Here is a 25703-nt window from a genome sequence, read left to right on the forward strand (position 1 = left end):
TTCTCCGGTACGGGGGTCCGTGGCCCGCGCCCTGGGCCGTGCGGGCTGTCAGTGGGGCGTGGGATGCTGGATCGCGATGGCCACCAGGAAGAATTCCACCGACGATCCGCTCGCCCCCGTCACCCTCGCCGTGGGCCAGGAGGACCTCCTCCTGGACCGTGCGGTGCAGCAGGTGGTGGCGGCCGCTCGTGCTGCCGACGCCGACACGGACGTACGTGATCTGGCGTCCGACCAGTTGCAGCCCGGCACGCTCGCCGAGCTCACCAGCCCCTCGCTCTTCGCCGAGCGCAAGGTCGTGATCGTGCGCAACGCGCAGGACCTCTCGGCCGACACGGTCAAGGACGTGAAGGCGTATCTCGGCGCGCCGGTCGAGGAGATCACGCTCGTCCTGCTGCACGCGGGCGGGGCCAAGGGCAAGGGGCTGCTGGACACGGCGCGCAAGGCCGGAGCGCGGGAGGTCGCCTGCCCGAAGACCACCAAACCGGCCGAGCGGCTCTCCTTCGTACGGTCGGAGTTCCGGACCCACGGGCGGTCCGCGACGCCGGAGGCCTGCCAGGCGCTGGTCGACTCCATCGGCAGCGATCTGCGGGAGCTGGCCAGTGCGGTGTCGCAGCTGATCGCGGACGTCGAAGGCACGATCGACGAGGCGGTCGTCGGGCGCTATTACACGGGGCGGGCCGAGGCGTCCTCGTTCACCGTGGCCGACCGGGCCGTCGAGGGGCGGGCGGCGGAGGCGCTGGAGGCGCTGCGGTGGTCGTTGTCGACCGGGGTCGCGCCGGTCCTGATCACCAGTGCGCTGGCGCAGGGGGTGCGGGCGATCGGGAAGCTGTCCTCCGCGAGGGGCGGGCGGCCGGCTGATCTCGCCCGGGAGCTGGGGATGCCGCCGTGGAAGATCGACCGGGTGCGGCAGCAGATGCGGGGGTGGACGCCGGACGGGGTCGCGGTGGCTCTGCGGGCCGTGGCTGCGGCGGATGCGGGGGTGAAGGGCGGAGGGGACGATCCTGAGTACGCCCTGGAGAAGGCCGTCGTCGTCGTTGCGCGGGCCGCGCGGGCTGGGCGGTAGGGGTTTTCCGGTCGCCGCCTGGTGCGGGGGCCTGTGGTGACCCGGTTCCGTCCTCAAGCGCCGGGCGGGCTGGAGTGGGCCTCGTACGCACGGACAGCTGGAGTGGACCACGTGAGCGCGGGCGGGCCTGAGGAGTGGGCCCGTGCGCGCGGAAGCCCCGGGCTCGGTCTGGGGAGACCGAGATTCCGGGGCTTCCGGGTCAAGCTCGGGTGCGCCGCACCCGCGTGGCGAACGCAGGTTCGGTGTGCGGCGCGGGGTGCCGGGCAGGGGCGGGAGAGAGGGCCCGCTGGTCCGTTCCGGCGATCACATCAGTGAGCTCCGGGAAGAAGCTCAGGCCTGCAGGGCGGCAACCTTGGACGCCAGCGCCGACTTCTTGTTGGCGGCGGCGTTCTTGTGGATGACACCCTTCGAGACAGCCTTGTCGAGCTGACGGGAGGCGTCGCGGACGGCCGTGGTGGCCTTCTCGACGTCACCGGCAGCGGCGGCCTCGCGGGCCTTGCGGATCGCGGTCTTGAGCGACGACTTGACGGCCTTGTTGCGCAGGCGCGCCTTCTCGTTGGTCTTGTTCCGCTTGATCTGGGACTTGATGTTCGCCACGAAAGAGCCTTTTCAGGTTCGTTGGATCTTCTAGGTGAGCCACGCCGCTCGTGAGAGCCACGAGGCACAGCTGTCCACGGTAGCAGTCACCCTCCGACCGGCCCAAACCGGTCGTGGTCCCGCGGGCGTGGGACGATGGAGCCTACGTATCGATCCGACCGACCCGACATCGACCCGAGACACGGCGTTCGGCGTCTCAAGAATCAGGACCCTGCGTGCCCGCGACTCCTTCCAACGTGCCCGAGCCGAGCCGTACCGACCCGGCGCTGATCCGCAATTTCTGCATCATCGCGCACATCGACCACGGCAAGTCGACCCTTGCCGACCGGATGCTTCAGCTGACCGGAGTGGTCGACCAGCGGCAGATGCGCGCTCAGTACCTCGACCGGATGGACATCGAGCGCGAGCGCGGCATCACCATCAAGTCCCAGGCGGTCCGACTGCCCTGGGCGCCCAACACGGGTGAGGACACGGGCACCACCCATGTCCTCAACATGATCGACACCCCGGGCCACGTGGACTTCACCTACGAGGTCTCCCGTTCGCTCGCCGCCTGCGAGGGCACGGTCCTGCTGGTCGACGCCGCGCAGGGCATCGAGGCCCAGACGCTGGCCAACCTCTATCTCGCGATGGAGAACGACCTCACCATCGTCCCGGTGCTCAACAAGATCGACCTCCCGGCCGCCCAGCCGGAGAAGTTCTCCGAGGAGCTGGCCAACCTCATCGGCTGCCAGCCCGAGGACGTGCTCAAGGTCTCCGCCAAGACCGGCGTCGGCGTGGACGCGCTGCTCGACCGGGTCGTGCGGGACGTGCCGGCCCCGGTCGGCGTCGCGGACGCCCCCGCCCGCGCGATGATCTTCGACTCGGTCTACGACTCGTACCGCGGTGTCGTCACCTACGTCCGTGTCGTCGACGGTCAGCTCAACAAGCGCGAGCGCATCAGGATGATGTCCACCGGCGCCACCCACGAGCTGCTGGAGATCGGGGTGTCCTCCCCGGAGATGACCCCGGCCGACGGCATCGGCGTGGGAGAGGTCGGCTACATCATCACCGGTGTGAAGGACGTCCGGCAGTCCAAGGTCGGTGACACGATCACCTCCCTGCAGAACGGGGCGACCGAGGCGCTGGGCGGTTACAAGGACCCGAAGCCGATGGTGTTCTCGGGGCTGTATCCGCTGGACGGCTCGGACTACCCGGACCTGCGCGAGGCGCTGGACAAGCTCCAGCTCAACGACGCCGCCCTGGTCTACGAGCCGGAGACCTCCGCCGCGCTCGGCTTCGGCTTCCGCGTCGGCTTCCTCGGCCTGCTCCACCTGGACGTGGTCCGTGAGCGGCTGGAGCGCGAGTTCGGCCTCGACCTGATCGCCACCGCGCCCAACGTGGTCTACCGCGTCGAGATGGAGGACGGCACCGAGCACGTCGTCACCAACCCGAGCGAGTTCCCCGAGGGCAAGATCGACAAGGTGCACGAGCCGGTCGTCCGCGCCACGGTGCTGGCCCCGAGCGAGTTCATCGGCGCGATCATGGAGCTGTGCCAGGGTCGGCGCGGCACCCTGCTCGGCATGGACTACCTCTCCGAGGACCGGGTCGAGATCCGCTACACCCTGCCGCTCGCGGAGATCGTCTTCGACTTCTTCGACCAGCTGAAGTCCAAGACCCGGGGTTACGCCTCCCTCGACTACGAGCCCACCGGCGAGCAGTCGGCCCAGCTCGTCAAGGTCGACATCCTGCTGCACGGCGACAAGGTGGACGCGTTCTCCGCGGTCACCCACAAGGACAAGGCGTACGCGTACGGCGTCCGGCTCGTCGCCAAGCTGCAGAAGCTCATCCCCCGGCAGAACTTCGAGGTGCCGATCCAGGCGGCCATCGGCGCCCGGGTCATCGCCCGTGAGACCGTCCGCGCCATCCGCAAGGACGTCCTCGCCAAGTGCTACGGCGGTGACATCTCCCGTAAGCGGAAGCTGCTGGAGAAGCAGAAGGAGGGCAAGAAGCGGATGAAGATGGTCGGCAATGTGGAGGTTCCGCAGGACGCCTTCATCTCCGTCCTGTCGACCGACGAGTCCGCCGGGGAGAGCAAGGGCAAGAAGTAGCCCCGCCCCGACGCCTGCCGACGAGCGGTACGGAGGGCCCCCACGCCGCAGTACCGGCGTGGGGGCCCTTTCGTTATGAAAGCGGCGGCCCGTTGCCTCTTACGTGGCGGACAAGTGCGCTCTACTCTGATCACGACTCGATGGTTACTGGCCAGTTAAACAAGCCGAACAAGCAGGTTGCAGAGCAGGACGTACAGAGCAAGTCGCCGTATCAAAGAAGCCGGTCGTAGCAATGCCGCAGGCCCGGAGGACGTCGTGAGCGACACACAGACCTTGATCGATAACCGGCCGCCCTCCGTGGCGGCCCTCTTCATCGACCGCGTGGCGGCGACCCCGGACGGGGAGGCGTACCGCTATCCGGTGCCGTCCGCCTCGGGCGAGGGGCCCGACGACTGGAAGTCGCTGAGCTGGGGCCAGGCCGCCGAGCGGGTCTACGCGATCGCCGCCGGGCTGATCGCGCTCGGCGTACGGCCGGAGGAGCGGGTCGCCCTCTCCTCGGCCACCCGGGTGGAGTGGGTCCTCATCGACCTCGGGGTGATGTGCGCGGGCGCCGCGACCACCACGATCTACCCCTCCACGAACGCCGAGGAGTCCGCGTTCATCCTGGCCGACTCCGAGAGCCGGATCCTCATCGCGGAGGACGCCGAGCAGCTGGCCAAGGCCCGGGAGACCCGCGCCGACCTGCCGGATCTCGCCCACGTCGTGGTCATCGACCCGGCCGGCGTCGAGCCCGCCGAGGGCGACCCGGAGGGCTGGATCATCACCCTCGCCGACCTGGAGGCCCAGGGCAACGAGCTCCTCGCCAAGACCCCGGACGCGGTCACCGAGCGGGTCGCCGCGATCACCGCCGACCAGCTCGCCACCCTCATCTACACCTCGGGCACCACCGGCCGCCCCAAGGGCGTACGGCTGCCGCACGACAACTGGTCGTACATGGCCAAGGCCACCGTCTCGACCGGCCTCATCAACGCCGACGACGTGCAGTACCTCTGGCTGCCGCTGGCCCACGTCTTCGGCAAGGTGCTCACCTCCGGCCAGATCGAGGTCGGCCACGTCACCGCGATCGACGGCCGCATCGACAAGATCATCGAGAATCTGCCGGTCGTCCAGCCGACCTACATGGCCGCCGTTCCCCGGATCTTCGAGAAGGTCTACAACGGGGTCGCCTCCAAGGCGCGTGCGGGCGGCGGCGCCAAGTACAAGATCTTCCAGTGGGCGGCCGGGGTGGCCCGCGAGTACGCCAAGGTCTCCCAGGACAACTTCCGGCGCACCGGCAAGGCGTCCGTCCCCTTCGCGCTCGGCGCCAAGCACAAGGTCGCCGACGCGCTCGTCTTCTCCAAGATCCGCGACGCCTTCGGCGGCCGGCTGCGCGCCTGTGTCTCCGGCTCCGCCGCCCTCGCCCCGGACATCGGCTACTTCTTCGCGGGCGCCGGGGTGCACATCCTGGAGGGCTACGGCCTCACCGAGAGCAGCGCCGCCTCCTTCGTCAACCCGGGCGAGGCCTACCGCACCGGCACCGTCGGCAAGCCGCTCCCCGGCACCGAGGTGCGCATCGCGGACGACGGCGAGATCCTGCTGCGCGGTCCCGGCATCATGCAGGGCTACCACAAGCTGCCCGACAAGACCGAGGAGGTCCTGGAGTCGGACGGCTGGTTCCACACCGGGGACATCGGCGAGCTGTCGGCCGACGGCTACCTGCGCATCACCGACCGCAAGAAGGACCTGATCAAGACGTCGGGCGGCAAGTACGTCGCGCCGGCGGAGGTCGAGGGCCAGTTCAAGGCGGTCTGCCCGTTCGTCTCCAACATCCTGGTGCACGGCGCGGACCGTAACTTCTGCACCGCGCTCATCGCCCTCGACGAGCCCACCATCCTCGGCTGGGCAGCCGAGAACGGCCTGGAGGGCAAGTCGTACGCGGAGGTCGTCGCCGCCCCGCGGACCGTCGAGCTGATCGACGGATACGTCAAGCGCCTCAACGAGGGCCTCCAGCGCTGGCAGACCATCAAGAAGTTCCGCCTCCTGCCGCGCGACCTGGACGTCGAGCACGGCGAGCTGACCCCCAGCCTCAAGCTGAAGCGGCCGGTCGTCGAGCGCCAGTACCAGGGGCTCATCGACGACATGTACGCCGGCTCGCGCGAGGTGTAGGGCCTTTCGCGCGCCGGACCGGCGTCCGGGGCTCGCTCCCGGACACCGGCCGCCTTCCGGGGGCTCGGCCCCGGAACGGCACGGCGGGGCGGCCGGACACCCAGGTGTCCGGCCGCCCCGTTCGCCGTGCGGATCCTGCTGTGACCGGCGCGCTAACTTCCGGCACCGTGACGGGGCGCGCTCATGTCCCCCGTGGTGGGAGTGCCCTCGCAGGTACACCGTGCCCTTCGGGCCGGCTGCCGGGGGTGCGAGGAGCGTGAGGTTGGTGGGTACCGCGCCACCGTCGAACACCTTCTTCCCGACGCCGAGCACGATCGGATGCAGCCAGAGGTCGATCCGGTCGAAGAGCTTCTCGCGCAGGAGGGTCTGTACGAGGTTCAGACTCCCGACGACCTTCACGTGTTCGTGCCGGTCACGGATCTCGCGCACCGAGGCGGCGAGGTCCGGGCCGAGCCGCGTGGACCCGGCCCACGAGAGGTCGGGCCGGCCGCGGGAGGCCACGTACTTCGGGACGCTGTTGAAGAGGGTGGCGATCTCGTCGTCCTGGCCGCCCTCCTGGTGAGGCCAGAAAGCGGCGAAGATGTCGTACGTCCGCCGGCCGAGCAGGAGGGCGTCCGTACCCTCGTACGCCTCGCCGACCTGCGCCCCGGCGACCGGGTCCAGCAGGGGCGCCTGCCAGCCGCCGAACGGGAACCCCACCGGGTCCTCGTCGGGACCGCCGGGCGCCTGCCCGACGAGGTCGAGGGTCGCGAACAGTTCGATGTGGATGAGGCCCATGGCGCGCTCCCTGTGAGTCGGTCGTCTCTCCAGGGGTAGACCCGCGGACGCCCGCAGGCTCATCGCCGCGACGGAGTATTTCTGCCACGCTCGGTCGCGCCTGTTCCGCTTCCCGAAGGTTTAGGTTTCCCGAAGCCTTGCGTTCGAGTCCGCTCGATTTTCTGCTCACTTCGGTAACTCGGTGCTTATGGATGCGGTCGGTCTGTCACCCTGTCGGTGTCGTCGGACCGTAGGAGCCGCACCGTGGCGCCCATTCCCTTGCAGCGGGACACCGTGCAGCGTCCCGGCACCACCCGTGCCCGGTACGCGCACGGCCCGCGCCTTGCCAGCCGCACCAGCCTGCCCGGCATACCCCTCGCCCCGTCCGCCGCCCGCCGCTTCGTGCGCGCCGCGCTCGCCGAGTGGACCGGGCTCGGGGTACCCGCCGCCGTGGGCTTCAGCGACCGGCTGGCCGACGACGCCGTGACCGTCACCAACGAACTGGTCACCAACGCCGTGGTGCACGCCGGAACCACGGTCGACCTGGTCCTCAGGCTGGAGGAGGAGGGCGGTGACGACGAGCCGACGGCCGCCCTCGTCCTGGAGGTCACCGACCACCACCCGGCCCGCCCGGTCAGCGGCGACGAGCCGGAGCCCGGGCCGGAACCGGACGCGGCGGTCGCGGGGGAGCTGCCGGACCCCGCCGAGTACGGCCGGGGCCTCCAGCTCGTCGCCACCCTCGCCGACTCCTGGGGCATCACCTACCGCACCGGCCTCAAGACCGTCTGGGCCCGCCTCCCCGTCGACGACTGGAGCGCCCCGCCCTCCCCGCCCGACGGCGAGGCCCTCCGGCGCGGCCTGCGCGCCGCCGAGATCCTCGCCCCCGCCGCCCGGCGCACCGAACGCGACGACGCGGTCTGGGACAGCCGGGGCGCCCCGGCCTTCCTCGCCGAGGCCTCCGACCTGCTCGCCGGGCAGCTCGACGAGGACCTGGTGGCCGCCATAGCGGGCCAGCTGCTGGTGCCCCGGCTGGCGGACTGGTGCGCGATCTGGCTGGAGACCGAGGGCGGGGGACCGGCCGCCGAGCCCCGGCTCGCCCGGGTCTGGCACAGCGACGAGACCGGCACCGAGCCGCTGCGCACCGCCCTGGAGAACACCCCGCCCAAGCTCCCCGCCGGGGCGGGCTCCGGCCCCGTCTCCGTACCCGTGCCCTGGCCCGCCCGTCCGGCCGATCGGCCCGCGGAGGCCGAGGAGGCGCCGCCTCCGTACCCCGGCGGCCGGGACGGGGCCGCGCTCGCGTTCCGGATCACCGCCGGTGGCCGGGCGCTCGGGACCGTACTCGTCGGCCGTGAGGGCGTCGCCCAGGTGCCGGAGGCCGTCGCCTCGCTCATCGAGGACTTCGTCCGCCGCCTCGGGCTCGCGGTCGGCGCCGCCCGCGCCTACACCCGGCAGGCCACCATCAGCCGGATCCTCCAGCGCGGCCTGCTGCCCAGCAAGGTCGCCGAGATCCCCGGCGTCACCAGCGCCCTCGTCTACGAACCGAGCGACGACGGCGTGGTCGGCGGTGACTTCTACGACATCTTCCCGTGCCCGGGCGACCGCTGGTGCTTCGTCCTCGGCGACGTCCAGGGCTCCGGCCCCGAGGCCGCCGTCGTCACCGGCCTCGCCCGCCCCTGGCTGCGGCTGCTCTCCCGCGAGGGCTTCGGCGTCGGGGAGGTCCTGGACCGGCTGAACCGCCTGCTCCTCGACGACGCCATGGAGGCCGCCGAGGCCGCCGCCCTGATGGTCGCCGCCGCCGGGGGCCAGCAGCTCCACGACGGCACCCAGTCGCGGTTCCTCTCCTTGCTGTACGGGGAGGTCGTGCCGCTCCCGGACGGCGGGGTCCGCTGCACGGTCGCCAGTGCCGGACACCCGCTGCCGCTGCTGCTGCGCCCCGACGGCTCCGTACGACCGGCCGCCGAACCCCAGGTGCTGCTCGGGGTCGTCGAGGACGTGGCGTACGAGAGCCAGACCTTCGGCCTCGCACCCGGGGACACCCTGCTCTGCGTCACCGACGGGGTGACCGAGCGGCGGTCGGGCCCGCTGATGTTCGACGACGGGGACGGGCTGGCCCGGGTGCTGGCCGGGTGCGCCGGGCTGCCCGCCGAAGCCACCGCCGAGCGGATCCGGCGAGCGGTCCACGAGTTCGCCGAGCAGCCGCCGGACGACGACGTGGCCCTGCTGGTGCTGCACGCGGAGTGAGCGGAGCAATACGCCTCCGGGGCGAGCGACAATGGTCGGTATGCCTTCCGTACTGCCCGATGGTGAGCCCGTGCCCGACGACGGGGCGCTGCCCCGCCACGCCCTGGAAGGCGCAGCCGACCGCCCGCTCGGTTTCTATCTGCACGTGCCGTACTGCGCCACCCGCTGCGGCTACTGCGACTTCAACACCTACACCGCCACCGAGCTGCGCGGCTCCGGCGGAGCGCTGGCCTCCCGCGACAACTACGCCGCCCACCTGATCGAGGAGGTCCGCCAGGCCCGCAAGGTCCTCGGCGACGACCCGCGTCCCGTCCGTACGGTCTTCGTCGGCGGCGGCACGCCCACGCTGCTGCCCGCCGCCGATCTCGTACGGATGCTGGCATCGATCAAGGAGGAGTTCGGGCTCGCGGAGGACGCCGAGATCACCACCGAGGCCAATCCGGAGTCCGTCGATCCGGCCTACCTCGCGGCCTTGCGCGAGGGCGGTTTCAACCGGGTCTCCTTCGGCATGCAGAGCGCCAAGCAGCACGTCCTGAAGATCCTGGACCGAACGCACACCCCCGGCCGCCCCGAGGCCTGTGTCGCCGAGGCGCGCGCGGCGGGATTCGACCACGTCAACCTCGACCTGATCTACGGCACCCCCGGCGAGTCCGACGACGACTGGCGGGCCACCCTGGACGCCGCGATCGGCGCGGGCCCCGACCATGTCTCCGCGTACGCACTGATCGTCGAGGAGGGCACCCAGCTCGCCCGCCGCATCCGGCGCGGCGAGATCCCGATGACCGACGACGACGTGCACGCCGACCGCTATCTCATCGCGGACGAGGCCTTCGCCGCCGCCGGTTTCGACTGGTACGAGGTCTCCAACTGGGCCACCACCGAGGCCGGCCGCTGCCTCCACAACGAGCTGTACTGGCGCGGCGCCGACTGGTGGGGCGCCGGCCCCGGCGCGCACAGCCACGTCGGCGGCGTGCGCTGGTGGAACGTGAAGCACCCCGGCGCGTACGCCCAGGCGCTCTCCGAGGGCCGCACGCCCGGCGCGGGCCGCGAGGTGCTGAGCGACGAGGACCGCCGGGTCGAGCGCATCCTGCTGGAGCTGCGGCTGCGCGAGGGCTGCCCGCTCGGCCTCCTCGAACCCGACGGCCTCGCCGCCTCCCGCCGCGCCCTGACCGACGGGCTGCTGGACCCGGAACCGTACGGGAAGGGCCGCGCGGTCCTCACCCTGCGCGGGCGGCTCCTGGCCGACGCCGTCGTCCGCGACCTGGTCGACTGAACAGGACGCGGGGCCTCACGGCCTGCAGTCCTTCGCCGTCAGCGGCGGCGCGACCCCGGCCGGCTTGCCGCACACCAGCGTCCGCTCGGCGCTCGGCCCCGGCCGGACCACCTTGACGATGTTGAGACCGTGCACATTGTCCGAGACCGAGGACTTCGCCCGGCTGAACGAGATCGTCCCCGTGGGCATGTTGTTGAGGTCCACCGTGTGCAGCGTCGCCCAGGTCTCCGCCGCGCTCCGGCGCTTGTCGCCGCGCGCCGCGGCGTCGTACAGCGCGGCCGTCGCGCTGTAGGAGATGACGGTCTGCCCGCTGGCGAACAGCTCGTCCTCGTACGCCGGACGCCCCGAGACCAGCGCGGCGACCTCCCCGTCCGGGTGCAGCGCCCGCAGCGTGCGGTACGCGTCGCCGTAGAAGCCGAGGTTCTTTCCGCGGTCCAGCGGGGCGAGGGAGCTGTGGTAGAGCGTGACGTTGGCCGCGATCGAGGTGCTGTCGTCGAAGGTGCCCTTCGTCAGATCGTCCCCCGTGAACACCGTCATCCGCCGGTCCGAGCACCCGGTGGTGCCCGACAGGCCCGCCATCAGCGTCGGCACGTCCTCGACCCGCCCCGCGAAATACAGCGCGTCCGGCACCCGCTCGGCCTGGCAGATGGTGGTCAGCGGGGCGTTCAGGCTCGCCCCGCCCGCGAGGTCGTAGGCCACGTCCCGGCCCAGCGAGAAGCCCGACGACCGCAGCATCTCCTTGCCCGCGGCCCGCTGCTCGGCGGTGTACCGGTCCAGATCACCGTTGCGGTCCCCGCGCGACAGCACGATCGCGTGCGGGCGGTCCAGCCCCTTCGCGACCTGCCGGGCGACCAGCCCGAGCGCGTACGTCTGCTCCGCGTCCGTCGCCGCCAGGCCGAAGTAGTTGGGGAACCGGCGGGGCAACTCGCCGCTGGAGTTCGTCGTGTTCACCAGCGGCAGCCCGGCATCGCGCAGCAGCCGCGTCGCGTCGTCGCTCTCGTAGGTGTTGCGCCCGAGACCGACCACCCCGACCACCGACGGGTCCCGCCGGGCCACCTCGATGATCTTCCGTACGGCGGTGAGCTGCTGCAACATGTCCTCGCCGCCGTTGGCGGTCAGCACCCGCAGCTTCACCGACCGGCCCACGGTCTTGTTCACCGCCCGCTGCTGGAGGTAGACGCCGGTCAGCTCCTCCAGGCCCTTGCGGGTCGCCTCCCGGTCCTTGCCCGCGGCGGTCAGCGGACCGGCGTACACGACCGTCACATACGCGTCGCCCGGCGCGATGTCGGCGTTCTCGGCGCGTATCTCCTGCTCGATCCGCTCGAAGGTGACGCCCTTGCCCGCCCCGTTCAGCTCCAGGTCGTTGCCCCGCGCGAAGAGCACCTCGGGCGCGGTCGCCACCCCCACGCACTCCCGGTCGTCCCCCTTCCCCGCCCAGATCGCGTCCGTGTTCCGGTCGGTCAGCGGCCCGTGGCAGTACGTCTCGCGCCAGTGCCCGGCCCACAGGAACGCCCCCAGCAAAGAGCCCACGACCACCACGGCGATGCTCGCCCGCGACATCACCCACCACGCCCAGGTCCGCCGCACCCGGTGGGTGACGAGCTGCGCGTGCGCGTGCTCATGCGTCAGCTTCTCCGTCGACAGCGGCAGCAACAGCACCCACGCCAGGGTCGCCGCGGCCACCGGCGACTGGCCCAGGCTCAGATCGTCGACCCAGCGCTCGTAACGGGCCCGCGCCCCGGAGGACCCGGCCGGAGCACCCGGACCCGGCCGCTCCGGGGGCAGCGGCGGGGTGTGCCGCATGATCTCGGAGGCCGGCAGCGAGGCGAGCAGCAGCAGCGGATCGACCTCGCTGCGCCGCGACCGTACGTTGTTGATCGCGTTGATCAGCAGGATGCCGCCGTTGTCCTGGGTGGCCCGGGGCAGGAACACCACCGGCGGGACCGTGCGTTTGCTGCGCCGCCAGTCCAGGGAGTGCGGGCGGTAGTTGTGCCGCAGGTCCTCCAGCAGCGCCTGCACCCGCAGCTCCAGATGGAACTGGCGCGCGTGCTCGTCGCCCGCCCCCGCGTCCGCCACCCGCTCCGCGACCGCCGCCGCCCGCGCGCGGATCACCCGCCAGGAACCGCTGGGCGAGAACCACGACCAGCCGTCCGACGGATAGCCGGTGCTGGACGCGGCCAGCGACGAGGTGGTGGCGAACCAGCGGCTGGCCCGGCGCAGCCACAGCAGCGGCGGCGCGGCCCGGCTCGCCAGGCCCACCACGGCGAGCCCGAGCAGCGCGACGGACGCCACCAGGGCCGTCAGCAGCCAGTCGATCTCGCCGAGCAGCACGCTGAGCAGGGCGATGAAGAGCGCGCCGACGAACGTCTCGGGCCGCACCGACTCCCGCAGCGACTCCCACCAGCTGCCCCGGCGCGGCCGGCCGGACCGCCAGCGCAGCCGGCTCAGTTGCTCCAGAATCCTTTCCTCGCGCACCTCGGAGGTGTTGCCGTGCGACTGCTCGACCACCGTCGCGGTGGCCTGCTCGATCGCCCCGAGCAGCCGGGAGCGGGGAAAGGAGAAGGTCTTGTACTGGGTGTTCTCGCGGGTCTCCCACGGCTTCTCGGAGAGCGTGCGCACCATGTCGAGCGCCGCCTCGTACGGGGTGGCGCCCTCGCCGTCCAGCAGCCGCACCGGCACCCGGCGTAACTCGTTGGCCCGGTGCACCTGGTGGACGACCCGCTCCACCCGGGCGTCGATCTCCGGCCCGGCCCCGGCGTCCGCCGCCTGGGCCACCACGAGCGGCATCACCGGCCGGTTGACCCGGTACCGGTCTATCAGCTGCTGCATCAGGTGGAAGACGGCCGAGGCCGCCTCGTTGTCCGCACTGTCCCGCCAGACCTCGCGCGCCATCGCCCCGTGTCCTTCCCCCGTGGACCCTTCGGCTCCCTCGAACCCTTCGGCCCGTGAACCGCCTGCCCGTTCTTCCCTCTCACTAACCGATGGTGCGTGTGGGGCGCAGGCATTCCCAGGGATCGGCACATGATCATCCGGGATGAACGGGCCTCAGCCCGGGGACATCAGTCCGGAAGCGTGACGAAATCGATCAATTCCTCTACCCGGCCCAGGAGTTGAGGTTCCAGGTCCTTGTAGCTGCGGACCTTCGACAGGATGTGCTGCCAGGCCGCGCCGGTGTTCTCCGGCCACCCCAGCGCCCGGCACACGCCGGTCTTCCAGTCCTGCCCCCTCGGCACCACCGGCCAGGCGTCGATCCCCACCGAGGACGGCTTCACCGCCTCCCACACATCGATGTACGGATGCCCCACCACCAGCACATGGTCACCGGTCACCTGCGCGGCGATCCTGGACTCCTTGGAACCGGGCACCAGATGGTCCACCAGCACCCCCAGCCGGGCGTCGGGACCCGGCCCGAACTCCCCGACGATCGCCGGAAGGTCGTCGACACCCTCCAGGTACTCCACGACCACGCCCTCGATCCGCAGGTCGTCGCCCCACACCCGCTCCACCAGCTCCGCGTCGTGCCGGCCCTCCACATAGATCCGCCCGGCCCGCGCCACCCGGGCCCGCGCCCCGGGCACCGCCACCGAACCGGAAGCCGTACGGGCGGGACGCACGGGACCACCGGGGCCCGGGCGCACCAGCGTGACGACCTTGCCCTCCAGCAGGAAGCCGCGCGGCTCCATCGGGAACACCCGGTGCTTGCCGAACCGGTCCTCCAGGGTCACCGTCGGACCCTGCGCCGTCTTCTCGCAGCGGATCACCGCACCGCAGAAGCCGCTGGCGACCTCCTCCACCACCAGATCGGGTTCGGCGGGCACCTCGGGCACGGGGGCGGACCGCTTCCACGGCGGGGTCAGGTCCGGCTGGTAGCTGCGCATGGCCCGACGATAATCGGCCGCCGCCGTGAAGAACCTCACCCCGCCCCGAAGATCCTCACGCCACCGCGAACCGCTCCGCCAGCGATGCCCGCTGCGCCCGGACGAAGGCCGCGTCCACCACGGCCCCGTGCCCCGGTACGTACAGCGCGTCCTCGCCGCCCAGCGCCAGCAGCCGCTCCAGCGCGGCCGGCCAGCGCGAGGTGATCGCGTCCGAGCCCGCCTGCGGCTCGCCCGACTCCTCCACCAGATCACCGCAGAACACCACCGGAGGCCCGCCGTCCGCGCCGGGCACCAGCACCGCGAGGTCATGGCCGCTGTGCCCCGGGCCCACGTTCGCCAGCAGCACCTGACGGCCGCCGCCCAGGTCGAGCGTCCAGTCGCCGCACACCTCGTGGTGCGGGACCACCAGCGTGTCCGCCGACCGGGCCGCCTCGTCCTCCGTGACCCCGTGGCGCACCGCCGAGGCGCACAGCTGCTCCGCCCCGTCCCGCAGCAGCGCCCCGACGCCCACCGCCCCGTACACCTGCGCCCCGGCGAACGCGGCGGCGCCCAGGACATGATCGAAGTGCGGGTGGCTCAGTGCGATATGCGTCACCCTCCGCCCCAGCAGCGCCTCCGCCTGCCGGCGCAGCTCCACGCCCTCGCGCAGGGTCGCGCCCGTGTCGTACAGCAGCACCCCGTCCGGCCCGGCGACCAGCCCGGCGGTGGCGTCCCAGCCGGGCAGCCGCCGCCTGCCGATACCGTTGCCCAACCGCTCCCAGCCGAAGTCTTCCCAAGCGACGTCCATACCAGGACGCTATCGGCAACGACCTGCGCGGTCTCGTGGGAGCGTGGCCGGTCGCCCTTGCCCCGGCCCCACCCCACCCCCGTACACTGACGACGGGATCGCTGGCACTCGTACGTACCGAGTGCCAGCCGGACACCGGAGAGATCCGGAGAAACACAGCTGGAGGTGTGCGCGATGCTCAGCGAACGCAGACTCGAAGTGCTGCGCGCCATCGTCCAGGACTATGTCGGCACCGAGGAGCCCGTCGGCTCCAAGGCGCTCACCGAGCGGCACCGGCTGGGAGTCTCCCCGGCCACCGTCCGCAACGACATGGCGGTGCTGGAGGACGAGGGTTTCATCGCCCAGCCGCACACGAGCGCGGGGCGCATCCCCACCGACAAGGGGTACCGCCTCTTCGTCGACAAGCTCGCGGGCGTCAAGCCGCTCTCCTCGCCCGAGCGCCGGGCCATCCAGAACTTCCTCGACGGCGCGGTCGACCTCGACGACGTGGTCGGCCGGACGGTGCGGCTGCTCGCGCAGCTGACCCGGCAGGTCGCCGTCGTGCAGTACCCCTCGCTGACCCGCTCGACGGTGCGGCACGTGGAGCTGCTCTCGCTGGCCCCCGCCCGGCTGATGCTCGTCCTGATCACGGACACCGGCCGGGTCGAACAGCGTATGATCGACTGCCCTGCGCCGTTCGGCGAGGCATCGCTCGCGGATCTGCGGGCCCGGCTCAACAGCCGGGTCGTCGGACGCCGCTTCGCGGATGTCCCGCGCTTGGTGCAGGAACTGCCGGAATCCTTCGACAGCGAGGACCGGGGGACGGTCTCCACCGTCCTTTCCACCCTCCTCGAAACCCTGGTCGAGGAGACGGAGGAGCGGCTGATGATCGGCGGCACCTCCAACCTCACCCGCTTCGGACACGACTTCCCGGTGATGATCCGGCCGGTGCTGGAAGCACTGGAGGAACAGGTCGTCCTGCTGAAGCTGCTCGGTGAGGCCACGGACTCCGGCATGACCGTACGGATCGGGCACGAGAACGCCCACGAGGGGCTCAACTCCACGTCCGTCGTCGCGGTCGGCTACGGTTCGGGCGACGAGGCAGTCGCCAAACTCGGCGTGGTCGGACCGACCCGCATGGACTACCCCGGAACGATGGGAGCGGTACGCGCAGTGGCACGTTACGTCGGACAGATCCTGGCGGAGTCGTAAGTGGCCACGGACTACTACGCCGTACTCGGCGTGCGCCGCGACGCGTCTCAGGACGAGATCAAGAAGGCATTCCGTCGGCTCGCCCGCGAGCTGCACCCGGATGTCAACCCGGACCCGAAGACCCAGGAGCGGTTCAAGGAGATCAACGCCGCTTACGAGGTGCTCTCGGACCCGCAGAAGAAGCAGGTCTACGACCTCGGTGGCGACCCGCTCTCCGCGAACGGCGGAGGCGGCGGTGGCGCGGGCGGTTTCGGAGCCGGCGGCTTCGGCAACTTCTCCGACATCATGGACGCGTTCTTCGGCAACGCCGCACAGCGCGGGCCCCGCTCGCGTACCCGGCGCGGCCAGGACGCCATGATCCGGCTGGAGATCGACCTCAACGAGGCGGCCTTCGGCACCACCAAGGACATCCAGGTCGACACGGCCGTCGTCTGCAACACCTGCAGCGGCGAGGGCGCGGCCCCCGGCACCTCCGCCCAGACCTGTGACATGTGTCGCGGCCGCGGTGAGGTCTCGCAGGTCACCCGGTCCTTCCTGGGCCAGGTCATGACCTCGCGGCCCTGCCCGCAGTGCCAGGGCTTCGGCACCGTCGTGCCCACCCCCTGCCCGGAGTGCGCCGGCGACGGCCGCATCCGCTCGCGGCGCACGCTCACGGTCAAGATCCCGGCGGGCGTCGACAACGGCACCCGTATCCAGCTCGCCGGAGAGGGCGAGGTCGGCCCCGGCGGCGGCCCGCCCGGCGACCTGTACGTGGAGATCCACGAGCTGCCGCACGCCGTCTTCCAGCGGCGCGGCGACGATCTGCACTGCACGGTCACCATCCCCATGACGGCCGCGGCCCTGGGCACCAAGTGCCCGCTGGAGACGCTGGACGGTCTGGAGGAGATCGACATCCGGCCCGGCACCCAGTCCGGCCAGTCCGTGCCGCTGCACGGGCGCGGGATCACACATCTGCGCGGCGGCGGCCGGGGCGACCTGATCGTGCACGTCGAGGTGATGACCCCCTCCAAGCTCGACCCCGAGCAGGAACGGCTGCTGCGGGAGCTCTCCAAGCTCCGCGGCGAGGAACGGCCCTTGGGTCAATTCCAGCCAGGTCAGCAGGGCCTCTTCTCCCGTCTGAAGGACGCGTTCAACGGCCGCTGAACCGCTTTCTGCCTTTCACCGCACCGCCCGCCGGTTCCCGACCGGCGGGCGGTGCGGCGTATGGCGGGAGAACCGGTCAAGCTGTCGGCTGGCTGATTCGGCCCCGTGCGCGGGCACATGGCACGATGCGGTCATGTCCTCCGAGTTGACCGATCTCTGCCGGTATCCGATCGTGCAGGCCCCCATGGCGGGCGGCGCGTCCGGACCCCAGCTCGCCGCCGCCGTCGCCGAAGCCGGCGGGCTCGGATTCCTGGCCGCCGGATACAAGACGGCGGACGGGATGTACAACGAGATCAAACAGCTGCGCCGGCTCACCGGCGGACCGTTCGGCGTCAACCTCTTCATGCCGCAGCCCGCCCTCGCCGACCCCAGCGCCGTCGAGGTCTACCGCCACCAGCTCGCCGGCGAGGCCGCCTGGTACGAGACCCCGCTCGGCGACCCGGACAGCAGCGGCGACGACGGCTACGAGGCCAAGGTCGCGATCCTCCTGGAGGACCCGGTCCCGGTGGTCTCCTTCACCTTCGGCTGCCCCACCCGCGACACCCTCGACGCCTTCGCCCGCGCGGGTACGCACACCGTCGTCACGGTCACCTCGGCCGAGGAGGCCCAGAGCGCCCAGTGGGCGGGCGCCGACACCGTCTGCGTCCAGGGCGTCGAAGCGGGCGGCCACCAGTCCACCCACCGCGACGACCCGCAGCTCTACCAGACCGGCACCGGACTGCTCTCCCTCCTCGCCCAGGTCCGCGAGACCGTGCAGATCCCGATCGTCGCCACCGGCGGCCTGATGCGCGGCTCCCAGATCGCCGCCGCCCTCGCGGCCGGCGCGGACGCCGCCCAGCTCGGCACCGCCTTCCTGATCTGCCCCGAGTCCGGCGCGCACCCGCTGCACAAGCAGGCCCTCACCAACCCGCTGTTCGTCCGCACCGAGCTGACCCGCGCCTTCTCCGGGCGGCCCGCCCGCGGCCTGGTCAACCGCTTCGTCCGCGAACACGGCCCGTACGCCCCCGCCGCCTACCCCCAGGTCCACTACGTCACCAGCGGGCTGCGCCAGGCCGCAGCCAAGGCCGGCGACGCCCAGGGCATGGCGCTGTGGGCCGGACAGGGCCACCGGATGGCCCGCGAACTGCCCGCCGGCGAGCTGATCGAACTGCTCGCCGCCGAACTGGAGGCCGCCCGGGCGGCCCTGAGCATGAGGAGCCCCCGGTGACCGCACCGGTCTTCGTCGTCGAACGGATGCCCACCGGACCGGAGTCCGTCCTGGACGGCCCCGAAGGACGGCATGCCGTCTCCGTCAAGCGGCTCCAGCCGGGCGAGGACGTCGTCCTCACCGACGGCCTCGGCCACTGGGCGGACGGCGTCGTCCTCACCGTCGAGGGCAAGGACCGCCTCACCGTCACGCTCCACGCGGGCGTCCAGGAGGAGCCGGAGCCCACGCCCCGGATCACCGTCGTCCAGGCGCTCCCCAAGGGCGACCGGGGCGAGCTGGCCGTCGAGACGATGACCGAGACCGGCGTCGACGCGATCGTGCCCTGGCAGGCGGCCCGCTGCATCACCCAGTGGAAGGGCGACCGGGGCGCCAAGGCCCTGACGAAGTGGCGCAGCACGGCACGCGAGGCGGGCAAGCAGTCCCGCCGGGTGCGCTTCCCCGAGGTGGCCGACGCCATGACGACCAAGCAGGTCGCCACCCTGCTCGCCGACGCCGACTTCGCCGGGGTCCTCCACGAGGACCGCGACCACGACAGCACCCCGCTCGCCACCGCCGAACTCCCCGCCACCGGCACGATCGTGCTCGTCGTCGGCCCCGAGGGCGGCGTCTCCCCGCAGGAACTGGCCGCCTTCGCCGAGGCGGGCGCCCGCCCCTACCGCCTCGGCCGCAGCGTGCTGCGCACCTCCACCGCCGGGACCGCCGCGACCGCACTGCTGCTGGGACGCACGGGGCGCTGGGGATGAACGGGGCCCGGCGATAGCATGCCCCTGTACTGATCACCACGGATCACCAGCGAACGAGGAGGCCCGGCCATGGCGGGAGAGCCGCAGACCGACTGCCTGTTCTGCAAGATCGTTTCGGGAGAGATTCCGGCGACCATCGTCCGCGAGAGCGAGACCACCGTCGCCTTCCGCGACATCAACCCGCAGGCCCCGACCCACGTCCTGGTCATCCCCAAGGTCCACTACCCGGACGCCGCCTCCCTCGCCGCCGCCGAACCGGGAATCGCCGCGGACGTGCTGACCGAGGCCGGAGCGGTCGCCGCCGACGAGAAGGTCGACTCCACCGGCTACCGGATCATCCTCAACACGGGCTCCGGCGCCGGCCAGACGGTCTTCCACGCGCACGCCCACGTCCTGGGCGGCCGCGGCCTCCAGTGGCCGCCCGGATAGCACCCTCCCGGCAGGAGCCTCTCCCCATGTCCGTACGCGAGTTGGTGGTGCTCGGCACCGCCAGCCAGGTCCCCACCCGGCACCGCAACCACAACGGCTGTCTGCTGCGCTGGGACGGCGAGGGCATCCTCTTCGACCCCGGCGAGGGCACCCAGCGCCAGATGCTGCGGGCCGGGGTCGCCGCGCACGACATCGACCGGATCTGTATCACCCACTTCCACGGCGACCACTCCCTCGGGCTCGCCGGGGTGATCCAGCGGATCAACCTCGACCAGGTGCCGCACCCGGTGACCGCGCACTACCCGGCGAGCGGGCAGCACTTCTTCGACCGGCTGCGGTACGCCACGGCCTACCGCGAGACCGTCCAGCTGACCCAGGCCCCGGTCGCCGGAGCCGGCGGCGTCCTCGCCACCGCCTCCGCGTACACCCTGGACAGCCACCGGCTCTCGCACCCCGTCGAGTCGTACGGCTACCGCCTCACCGAGCCCGACACCCGGCGCATGCTGCCCGCCCTCCTCAAGGAGCACGGCATCGCCGGACCGGACGTCGGCCGCCTGCAGCGCGAAGGAGCTTTTCGCGGCATCACTCTGGAGCAGGTCTCCGAACACCGGCGCGGACAGCGGTTCGCGTTCGTCATGGACACCCGGCTCTGCGACGGGGTGTACGCGCTGGCCGAAGGCTGCGACATGCTCGTCATCGAGTCGACCTTCCTCGACGAGGACGAGAAGCTGGCCGTCGACCACGGGCACCTGACCGCCGGACAGGCCGGCCGGGTGGCGAAGGAGGCGGGCGTGCGCCACCTGGTGCTGACCCACTTCTCCCAGCGCTACAACGACCCGGAACGCTTCGAGGCCCAGGCCCGCGCCGCCGGATTCGACGGCGAACTCACCGTCGCCCAGGACCTGATCCGCGTCCCCCTGCCCACCCGGCACCACGCCTGATCCACCACCCCCACCCCCGTTTGCGAGACACCGTGCACCTCCCCAAGGCAGAACTCCACCTCCACATCGAAGGCACCCTCGAACCCGAGCTGGCCTTCGCGCTCGCGGAGCGCAACGGAGTGACCCTGCCGTACGCCACCACCGACGAACTGCGTGCCGCCTACGAGTTCGAGGACCTCCAGTCCTTCCTCGACCTCTACTACGCGCTGATGGCCGTCCTGCGCACCGAGGAGGACTTCGCCGAACTCGTCGACGCCTACCTCGCCCGCGCCGCCGCCCAGGGTGTGCGGCACGCCGAGATCTTCTTCGACCCGCAGGCCCACACCGCCCGGGGCGTCGCGATCGGCACGGTGGTCGAAGGCCTCGGCCGGGCGCTGGAGCGCAGCGAGGAGACCCACGGCGTCTCCACCCAGCTGATCATGTGCTTCCTGCGCGACCTGTCCGCCGAATCGGCCCTCGGCACCCTGGACGCGGCCAAGCCCTATCTGCACCGGATCAGCGCGATCGGCCTGGACTCCGCCGAGGTCGGCCACCCGCCCGCCAAGTTCCGCGCGGTGTACGAGGAGGCCGCCGCCCTCGGCCTGCGCAAGGTGGCCCACGCGGGGGAGGAGGGCCCGCCGGAGTACATCCGGGAGGCCCTGGACATCCTCGGCGTCGAGCGCGTCGACCACGGGCTGCGCTGCCTGGAGGACCCGGAGCTGGTGGCCCGGCTGGTCGCCGACCGGGTGCCGCTCACGCTCTGCCCGCTCTCCAACGTCCGGCTGCGCACGGTGGACAAGCTCGCCGACCATCCGCTGCCGCGCATGATGGCGGCGGGGCTGCTCTGCACGGTCAACTCCGACGACCCCGCCTACTTCGGCGGGTACGCCGGGGACAACTTCGACGCCGTACGGGACGCGCTCGCCCTGGAACCGGAGCAACTGCGCACCCTGGCCCGCAACTCCTTCGAGGCGGCCTTCCTCGACCACGACGAGGAGCGCCGGGCGCGCTATCTGTCCGAGGTCGAGGCGTACGCGTTCGACTGACCGGAGCCACCGTCGGGACCGGCCGTCCGGATCGCGCTGCGCACCAGCCGCCTGCGCCGCAGGGCCGGTACGCGCAGCTCCGTGACGGCCTGCTCTGGCGAACCGAGCTTCGGCACCGCGCCGGACAGGCCGCCGCCGGTGGTGGCGGCGAGCAGGGCGGCCGGGGCGCCACCACGGCGGCGCACCGAACCGGACACCAGCGGACGGCCGCCGGTGTGCAGCGCCACGGCCGTCACCGGCGCGGCGACCAGCAGGGTGGCCGCCCCCAGGATCAGCCCCATCACCGGATAGCCGGCCCCCTCGGAGAGCACGCTGCCCAGCAGCGGACCGCAGGCCACCCCCACGGAGGAGGCGGAGCCCGCCAGCACCGCCCAGCGGCCGCGTACGTCCAGGGAGGCGGCGAGCCCGATGAGGTAGGAGAGGACCACCGGGTAGAAGGCGTTCCACAGCACCTCGCCGGTCGCGAACGAACCGAGGTCCCGCGCCGAGGAACTGAGCACGATGCTCGCCGCGATGACCACGGTCCCCAGCCCGATCGGCACCGCCCGGCCGAGCCGGGCGCCGAGCAGCCCGGCCCCCATGACGCCCAGCAGACCCGCGCCGAGGGCGGCGGCGAAGACGGCGCCGACGGTGACCTCGGTCAGTCCCGCCTGCGTGATGCCGATGCGGCTGCTCACACCCCACAGCGCGTTCTGCGCCATGGACCAGACGAGCATGCCGCCCGCCAGGACGAGCCCGGAACGGCGATGCGGGAGCCGGCCGGTGACCGGCGAGGCGGTCTCCTCGGCCGTCGTCGCACCGCCGAGCCGGGCGGTCGCGGGCCAGACGAGCAGGGCCACCAGGGCGATCGCGGCGAACGGAAGCCGGTGGCCGCCGCCGAGGTGGGGGATCGTCAGATAGAGGACGCCCGCCGTGGCGGACACGGTGAGCAGCCCGAGCGAGGACGTCCGGTGCGGGTCGCGCCGGGCGGCGATCCCGGCCGCGGCGACCGCCGTCGCCGTACCCGAGCCGAAGCCGCCGGCCACCACGCCGAGCACCACCAGGGGTACGGACCCGGCGAGGGCGGCACAGCCGTAACCGATGGCGGCCAGCAGCAGCCCGGCGCGGGCGGGGGTGCGCGCCCCGTACCGCTCGACCCGGCCCGCCAGGGTGAAGCCGGCACCGGCCGAACTGAGGAGCAGAGCACTGCCGACCAGGCCCGCCTGGGCGGGACTCAGCCCGAGATGGGCGCTGAGCCGGCCGACGACGGTGGGGAGGAGGTAGGAGGCGAGGTAGCCGGCGGTGAAGACGGCAACCAGGGGCCACGCGGCACCGGGGCGCGAGGACATGGGCGTTCCTGAAGACATGCCTGAGCAGGCAGGGGAGGGGGAGGGGTACTGCGGGAGGGCATGCGGGTACTGCGGAGGTAAGGCGATATGCCAGGAGATTGCGGCTCTCGTCGGACAACGTGCCCGAAGGTGCTCGCGGGGCAATTTGTATCAAGCGCTCCCGGCTCCTCGAAAGCCGCCTCGATGTGATCTGGGTCACTTATGCGTTTATGCAGGGAAGCTCCGGGTATTAGCGCATGTTTATGCAGGTCAGACGTGCTGCGAACATATGGGCGCGGACACTGCGTTCCCCTGTGCCGATCGGGCAGACTGGCCGCATCTCACACGGTCCGGATCCGGCCGAGATCCGCCGCACGACCCCGGGAGCGCACGGTGAGCACAGACACTCCGGGCATCGACCCGCTGCTGGCGCTGCGCGCCCCTCGCGACCCCGCCTGTGACGTCTTCCTGACGGGCACGGTCTTCCTCGACATCATCTTCACCGGCCTGGACAGCGCGCCCGTGCGCGGTACCGAGTCCTGGGCCCGGGGGATGGGATCCAGCCCGGGCGGCGTCGCCAACATGGCCACCGCCCTCGCCCGCCTCGGACTGCGCACCTCGCTCGCCGCGGCCTTCGGCGACGACCACTACGGGGAGTACTGCTGGGACGCCCTGGAGCAGGGGGAGGGCATCGACCTGTCGATGTCGCACACCGTCCCCGGCTGGCACTCGCCGGTCACCGTCTCGATGGCGTACGAGGGCGAGCGCACGATGGTCTCCCACGGCCACGAGGCCCCGGCCCCCAGCGGGGATGCGGGGGACACCGGGGCCCTGGGAGCCGGCGGGGCTGCTGCGGCCACCGGGGCTCCTGGGTCCAGCGGGGCTCCTGCCGCAACCGGGGCCGCTGAGCCTGCGAAAGGCTCAGCCGCCACCGAACCCACCGAACCCACCGAACCCACCGAATGCACCGAACCCACCGCGCCCGGCCCGGCCTTCCCGCACTGTCCGCCGCGTGCCCGGGCCGCGATCGCCTCGCTCGCCCCGGGCCGGACCGAGCCCTGGGTGGCCACCGCCGCCCGGGACGGCGCGCTGATCTTCGCCGACGTCGGCTGGGACGAGACCGGTCGCTGGGATCTGGACGCCCTGCCCGACCTGGCGCACTGCGAGGCGTTCCTGCCCAACGCCGAGGAGGCGATGCGCTACACGCGTACGGACTGCCCGCGCGCCGCCGCCCACGCGCTCGCCGAACGCGTCCCGCTCGCCGTGGTCACCCTGGGCGCCGAGGGCGCGTACGCCGTCGACGGGCGCACCGGCGCCGCCGCGGCCGTGCCCGCCATCGAGGTGGAGGCGCTCGATCCGACCGGCGCCGGGGATGTGTTCGTCGCCGGTTTCGTGACCGGCACCCTCGCCGACTGGCCGCTCGCCGACCGGCTCGCCCTCGCCGGACTCACCGCCGCCCTCTCGGTCCAGGAGTTCGGCGGCTCGCTCTCCGCCCCCGGCTGGGCCGAGGTCGCCGCCTGGTGGCAGCGGATCCGCACCTGCGCGGGCCAGGACCCCGCCGCCCTGGAGCGCTACGCCTTCCTGGACGACCTCCTGCCCACCACGGCACGCGCCTGGCCGCTGCGGCGCGCGGTGCCCACGATCGGCTTCCGCCAGTGAGCGGACGTCGGCCGGGTCGTGCACCGCGGCCGCCCGGGTCGTACACACGGGCGGTAAAAGCACTCTGCGTTGTCAGCGCCAGGTCGTAGGCTTGGTAATCCAGAGGTTGTCGAGCAGCGAGAACCCTGCAACGGGAGGTATGCGCAGGCCATAGGGCCGGCCCATGACTCAGTCACCCACACAGCCGCAGGCGCGTGCCCAGATCAGGATCCCGGCCGCACACCCCATGGTGATGCTCCTCGGATCGGGCGACTCGCTGTTGCGCGTGATCGAAGAGGCTTTCCCGGCGGCCGACATCCATGTCCGGGGCAACGAGATCAGTGCCACGGGCGAGGCTGCCGACGTCGCTCTCATCCAACGCCTGTTCGACGAGATGATGCTCGTGCTCCGCACCGGAGCGCCGATGACGGAGGACGCAGTGGAACGGTCGATCGCCATGCTCAGGGCGGCCGGCAACGGACAGGGAGAGCCACAGGGCGAGACGCCCGCCGAGGTGCTCACGCAGAACATCCTCTCCAACCGCGGCCGCACCATCCGCCCCAAGACGCTCAACCAGAAGCGGTACGTGGACGCGATCGACGAGCACACGATCGTGTTCGGCATCGGTCCCGCCGGTACGGGAAAGACCTACCTCGCCATGGCCAAGGCGGTCCAGGCGCTCCAGTCCAAGCAGGTCAGCCGGATCATCCTGACCCGGCCCGCGGTCGAGGCGGGGGAGCGGCTCGGCTTCCTGCCGGGCACCCTGTTCGACAAGATCGACCCGTATCTGCGTCCGCTCTACGACGCCCTGCACGACATGCTCGACCCCGACTCGATCCCGCGGCTGATGGCGGCGGGCACGATCGAGGTCGCGCCGCTGGCCTATATGCGTGGCAGGACCTTGAACGACGCGTTCATCATCCTCGACGAGGCGCAGAACACCAGCGCCGAGCAGATGAAGATGTTCCTCACCCGCCTCGGCTTCGACTCCAAGATCGTCATCACCGGTGACATCACCCAGGTCGACCTGCCGAGCGGCACCAAGAGCGGGCTGCGGCAGGTCCAGGAGATCCTGGAGGGCCTGGACGACGTGCACTTCTCGCGCCTCACCTCCCAGGATGTCGTCCGGCACAAGCTCGTCGGCCGTATCGTCGACGCGTACGAGAAGTACGACAGCCGAAACGGTCAGCAGGACGGTCGGGCGGAAGACCGCCAGGACGGCCGACGCGACCGTCGAAAAGGGAAGTAG

At 71.8% G+C, this 25703-nt stretch carries 19 protein-coding genes and 1 pseudogene; 14 read left to right on the plus strand and 6 right to left on the minus strand.

What is annotated here, in order from left to right; all coding sequences use genetic code 11:
* Positions 1 to 76 precede the first annotated feature (76 nt).
* On the plus strand, positions 77 to 1063 hold the full coding sequence (gene holA / locus AC0VY3_RS07455; RefSeq protein ID WP_103510155.1) for a DNA polymerase III subunit delta: 987 nt from the start codon (positions 77 to 79) through the stop codon (positions 1061 to 1063).
* Between the two features lie 330 nt (positions 1064 to 1393).
* Here the strand turns inward: holA and rpsT are convergent, their stop codons facing one another.
* Positions 1394 to 1660 (minus strand): 30S ribosomal protein S20, encoded by a 267-nt coding sequence (gene rpsT / locus AC0VY3_RS07460; protein WP_030077886.1) that lies wholly within the window; start codon positions 1658 to 1660, stop codon positions 1394 to 1396.
* Between the two features lie 215 nt (positions 1661 to 1875).
* Here rpsT and lepA point away from each other — a divergent pair, with 215 nt between their 5' ends.
* Positions 1876 to 3750, plus strand: coding sequence for a translation elongation factor 4 (lepA, locus tag AC0VY3_RS07465; protein ID WP_103510154.1), 1875 nt, complete (start codon positions 1876 to 1878; stop codon positions 3748 to 3750).
* Positions 3751 to 4005: 255 nt separating this feature from the next.
* Positions 4006 to 5895 (plus strand): AMP-dependent synthetase/ligase, encoded by a 1890-nt coding sequence (locus AC0VY3_RS07470; protein WP_181010940.1) that lies wholly within the window; start codon positions 4006 to 4008, stop codon positions 5893 to 5895.
* Positions 5896 to 6207: 312 nt separating this feature from the next.
* Here the strand turns inward: AC0VY3_RS07470 and AC0VY3_RS07475 are convergent.
* Positions 6208 to 6735 (minus strand): annotated as a pseudogene (locus tag AC0VY3_RS07475) (dihydrofolate reductase family protein); the annotation flags it as partial.
* A gap of 180 nt (positions 6736 to 6915) precedes the next feature.
* On the opposite strand from AC0VY3_RS07475, the gene AC0VY3_RS07480 reads away from it, so the two are divergent.
* A complete protein-coding gene (locus tag AC0VY3_RS07480; protein ID WP_103510152.1) occupies positions 6916 to 8892 on the plus strand; it encodes an ATP-binding SpoIIE family protein phosphatase in 1977 nt (658 codons plus the stop codon).
* 31 nt (positions 8893 to 8923) lie between these two features.
* On the plus strand, positions 8924 to 10165 hold the full coding sequence (gene hemW, locus AC0VY3_RS07485; RefSeq protein WP_475549249.1) for a radical SAM family heme chaperone HemW: 1242 nt from the start codon (positions 8924 to 8926) through the stop codon (positions 10163 to 10165).
* Between the two features lie 15 nt (positions 10166 to 10180).
* On the opposite strand, the gene AC0VY3_RS07490 is transcribed toward hemW, so the two are convergent.
* The 3 genes from AC0VY3_RS07490 to AC0VY3_RS07500 form a co-directional block, all read right to left on the minus strand.
* The gene (locus AC0VY3_RS07490; protein ID WP_475549250.1) at positions 10181 to 13057 is read right to left on the minus strand and encodes a hypothetical protein; all 2877 of its coding nucleotides are present in this window, start codon (positions 13055 to 13057) and stop codon (positions 10181 to 10183) included.
* Between the two features lie 167 nt (positions 13058 to 13224).
* Positions 13225 to 14043: a DUF3097 domain-containing protein gene (locus AC0VY3_RS07495; RefSeq protein WP_475549251.1), complete on the minus strand. Its 819-nt coding sequence runs from the start codon at positions 14041 to 14043 to the stop codon at positions 13225 to 13227.
* Between the two features lie 55 nt (positions 14044 to 14098).
* Positions 14099 to 14830, minus strand: coding sequence for an MBL fold metallo-hydrolase (locus tag AC0VY3_RS07500; RefSeq protein WP_475549252.1), 732 nt, complete (start codon positions 14828 to 14830; stop codon positions 14099 to 14101).
* 174 nt (positions 14831 to 15004) lie between these two features.
* Here AC0VY3_RS07500 and hrcA point away from each other — a divergent pair, with 174 nt between their 5' ends.
* The 7 genes from hrcA (at position 15005) to AC0VY3_RS07535 (ending at position 21509) form a co-directional block, all read left to right on the plus strand.
* Complete coding sequence (hrcA, locus tag AC0VY3_RS07505; protein WP_006124340.1) at positions 15005 to 16021, plus strand: heat-inducible transcriptional repressor HrcA; 1017 nt, start codon at positions 15005 to 15007, stop codon at positions 16019 to 16021.
* Entirely contained in the window at positions 16022 to 17164 is a 1143-nt protein-coding gene (gene dnaJ, locus AC0VY3_RS07510; protein ID WP_103510146.1) for a molecular chaperone DnaJ, read from the plus strand. It begins immediately after the preceding gene.
* Positions 17165 to 17297: 133 nt separating this feature from the next.
* On the plus strand, positions 17298 to 18371 hold the full coding sequence (locus tag AC0VY3_RS07515; RefSeq protein WP_103510145.1) for a nitronate monooxygenase: 1074 nt from the start codon (positions 17298 to 17300) through the stop codon (positions 18369 to 18371).
* Positions 18368 to 19114 carry a 16S rRNA (uracil(1498)-N(3))-methyltransferase gene (locus tag AC0VY3_RS07520; RefSeq protein ID WP_103510144.1) on the plus strand — a complete coding sequence of 249 codons (747 nt, stop codon included), beginning with the start codon at positions 18368 to 18370 and terminating at the stop codon, positions 19112 to 19114. Before AC0VY3_RS07515 ends, AC0VY3_RS07520 begins: the two co-directional genes overlap by 4 nt.
* A gap of 69 nt (positions 19115 to 19183) precedes the next feature.
* Positions 19184 to 19543 (plus strand): histidine triad nucleotide-binding protein, encoded by a 360-nt coding sequence (locus tag AC0VY3_RS07525; protein ID WP_103510143.1) that lies wholly within the window; start codon positions 19184 to 19186, stop codon positions 19541 to 19543.
* 26 nt (positions 19544 to 19569) lie between these two features.
* A complete protein-coding gene (locus AC0VY3_RS07530; RefSeq protein WP_103510142.1) occupies positions 19570 to 20484 on the plus strand; it encodes a ribonuclease Z in 915 nt (304 codons plus the stop codon).
* Between the two features lie 32 nt (positions 20485 to 20516).
* Positions 20517 to 21509 (plus strand): adenosine deaminase, encoded by a 993-nt coding sequence (locus AC0VY3_RS07535; protein WP_475549253.1) that lies wholly within the window; start codon positions 20517 to 20519, stop codon positions 21507 to 21509.
* On the opposite strand, the gene AC0VY3_RS07540 is transcribed toward AC0VY3_RS07535, so the two are convergent.
* Positions 21473 to 22837 carry an MFS transporter gene (locus tag AC0VY3_RS07540; protein ID WP_103510140.1) on the minus strand — a complete coding sequence of 455 codons (1365 nt, stop codon included), beginning with the start codon at positions 22835 to 22837 and terminating at the stop codon, positions 21473 to 21475. The two genes, AC0VY3_RS07535 and AC0VY3_RS07540, sit on opposite strands and share 37 nt — an antisense overlap.
* 372 nt (positions 22838 to 23209) lie before the next feature.
* Here AC0VY3_RS07540 and AC0VY3_RS07545 point away from each other — a divergent pair, with 372 nt between their 5' ends.
* Together AC0VY3_RS07545 and AC0VY3_RS07550 are read left to right on the plus strand one after the other, a co-directional pair.
* Complete coding sequence (locus AC0VY3_RS07545) at positions 23210 to 24475, plus strand: PfkB family carbohydrate kinase (protein ID WP_475549254.1); 1266 nt, start codon at positions 23210 to 23212, stop codon at positions 24473 to 24475.
* 163 nt (positions 24476 to 24638) lie between these two features.
* Entirely contained in the window at positions 24639 to 25703 is a 1065-nt protein-coding gene (locus tag AC0VY3_RS07550; protein WP_103510138.1) for a PhoH family protein, read from the plus strand.

This window comes from Streptomyces sp. iso_384 (assembly GCF_056172905.1).

What these genes read in the sequence shown, in the direction of transcription:
- AC0VY3_RS07550 (WP_103510138.1), top strand. Translation starts at nt 24,639, where the DNA reads ATGACTCAGTCACCCACACAGCCGCAGGCGCGTGCCCAGATCAGGATC.
- hemW (WP_475549249.1), top strand. Translation starts at nt 8,924, where the DNA reads ATGGTCGGTATGCCTTCCGTACTGCCCGATGGTGAGCCCGTGCCCGAC.
- AC0VY3_RS07515 (WP_103510145.1), top strand. Translation starts at nt 17,298, where the DNA reads ATGTCCTCCGAGTTGACCGATCTCTGCCGGTATCCGATCGTGCAGGCC.
- AC0VY3_RS07530 (WP_103510142.1), top strand. Translation starts at nt 19,570, where the DNA reads ATGTCCGTACGCGAGTTGGTGGTGCTCGGCACCGCCAGCCAGGTCCCC.
- AC0VY3_RS07490 (WP_475549250.1), bottom strand. Translation starts at nt 13,057, where the DNA reads ATGGCGCGCGAGGTCTGGCGGGACAGTGCGGACAACGAGGCGGCCTCG.
- AC0VY3_RS07525 (WP_103510143.1), top strand. Translation starts at nt 19,184, where the DNA reads ATGGCGGGAGAGCCGCAGACCGACTGCCTGTTCTGCAAGATCGTTTCG.
- holA (WP_103510155.1), top strand. Translation starts at nt 77, where the DNA reads ATGGCCACCAGGAAGAATTCCACCGACGATCCGCTCGCCCCCGTCACC.
- AC0VY3_RS07540 (WP_103510140.1), bottom strand. Translation starts at nt 22,837, where the DNA reads ATGTCCTCGCGCCCCGGTGCCGCGTGGCCCCTGGTTGCCGTCTTCACC.
- AC0VY3_RS07500 (WP_475549252.1), bottom strand. Translation starts at nt 14,830, where the DNA reads ATGGACGTCGCTTGGGAAGACTTCGGCTGGGAGCGGTTGGGCAACGGT.
- hrcA (WP_006124340.1), top strand. Translation starts at nt 15,005, where the DNA reads ATGCTCAGCGAACGCAGACTCGAAGTGCTGCGCGCCATCGTCCAGGAC.
- AC0VY3_RS07495 (WP_475549251.1), bottom strand. Translation starts at nt 14,043, where the DNA reads ATGCGCAGCTACCAGCCGGACCTGACCCCGCCGTGGAAGCGGTCCGCC.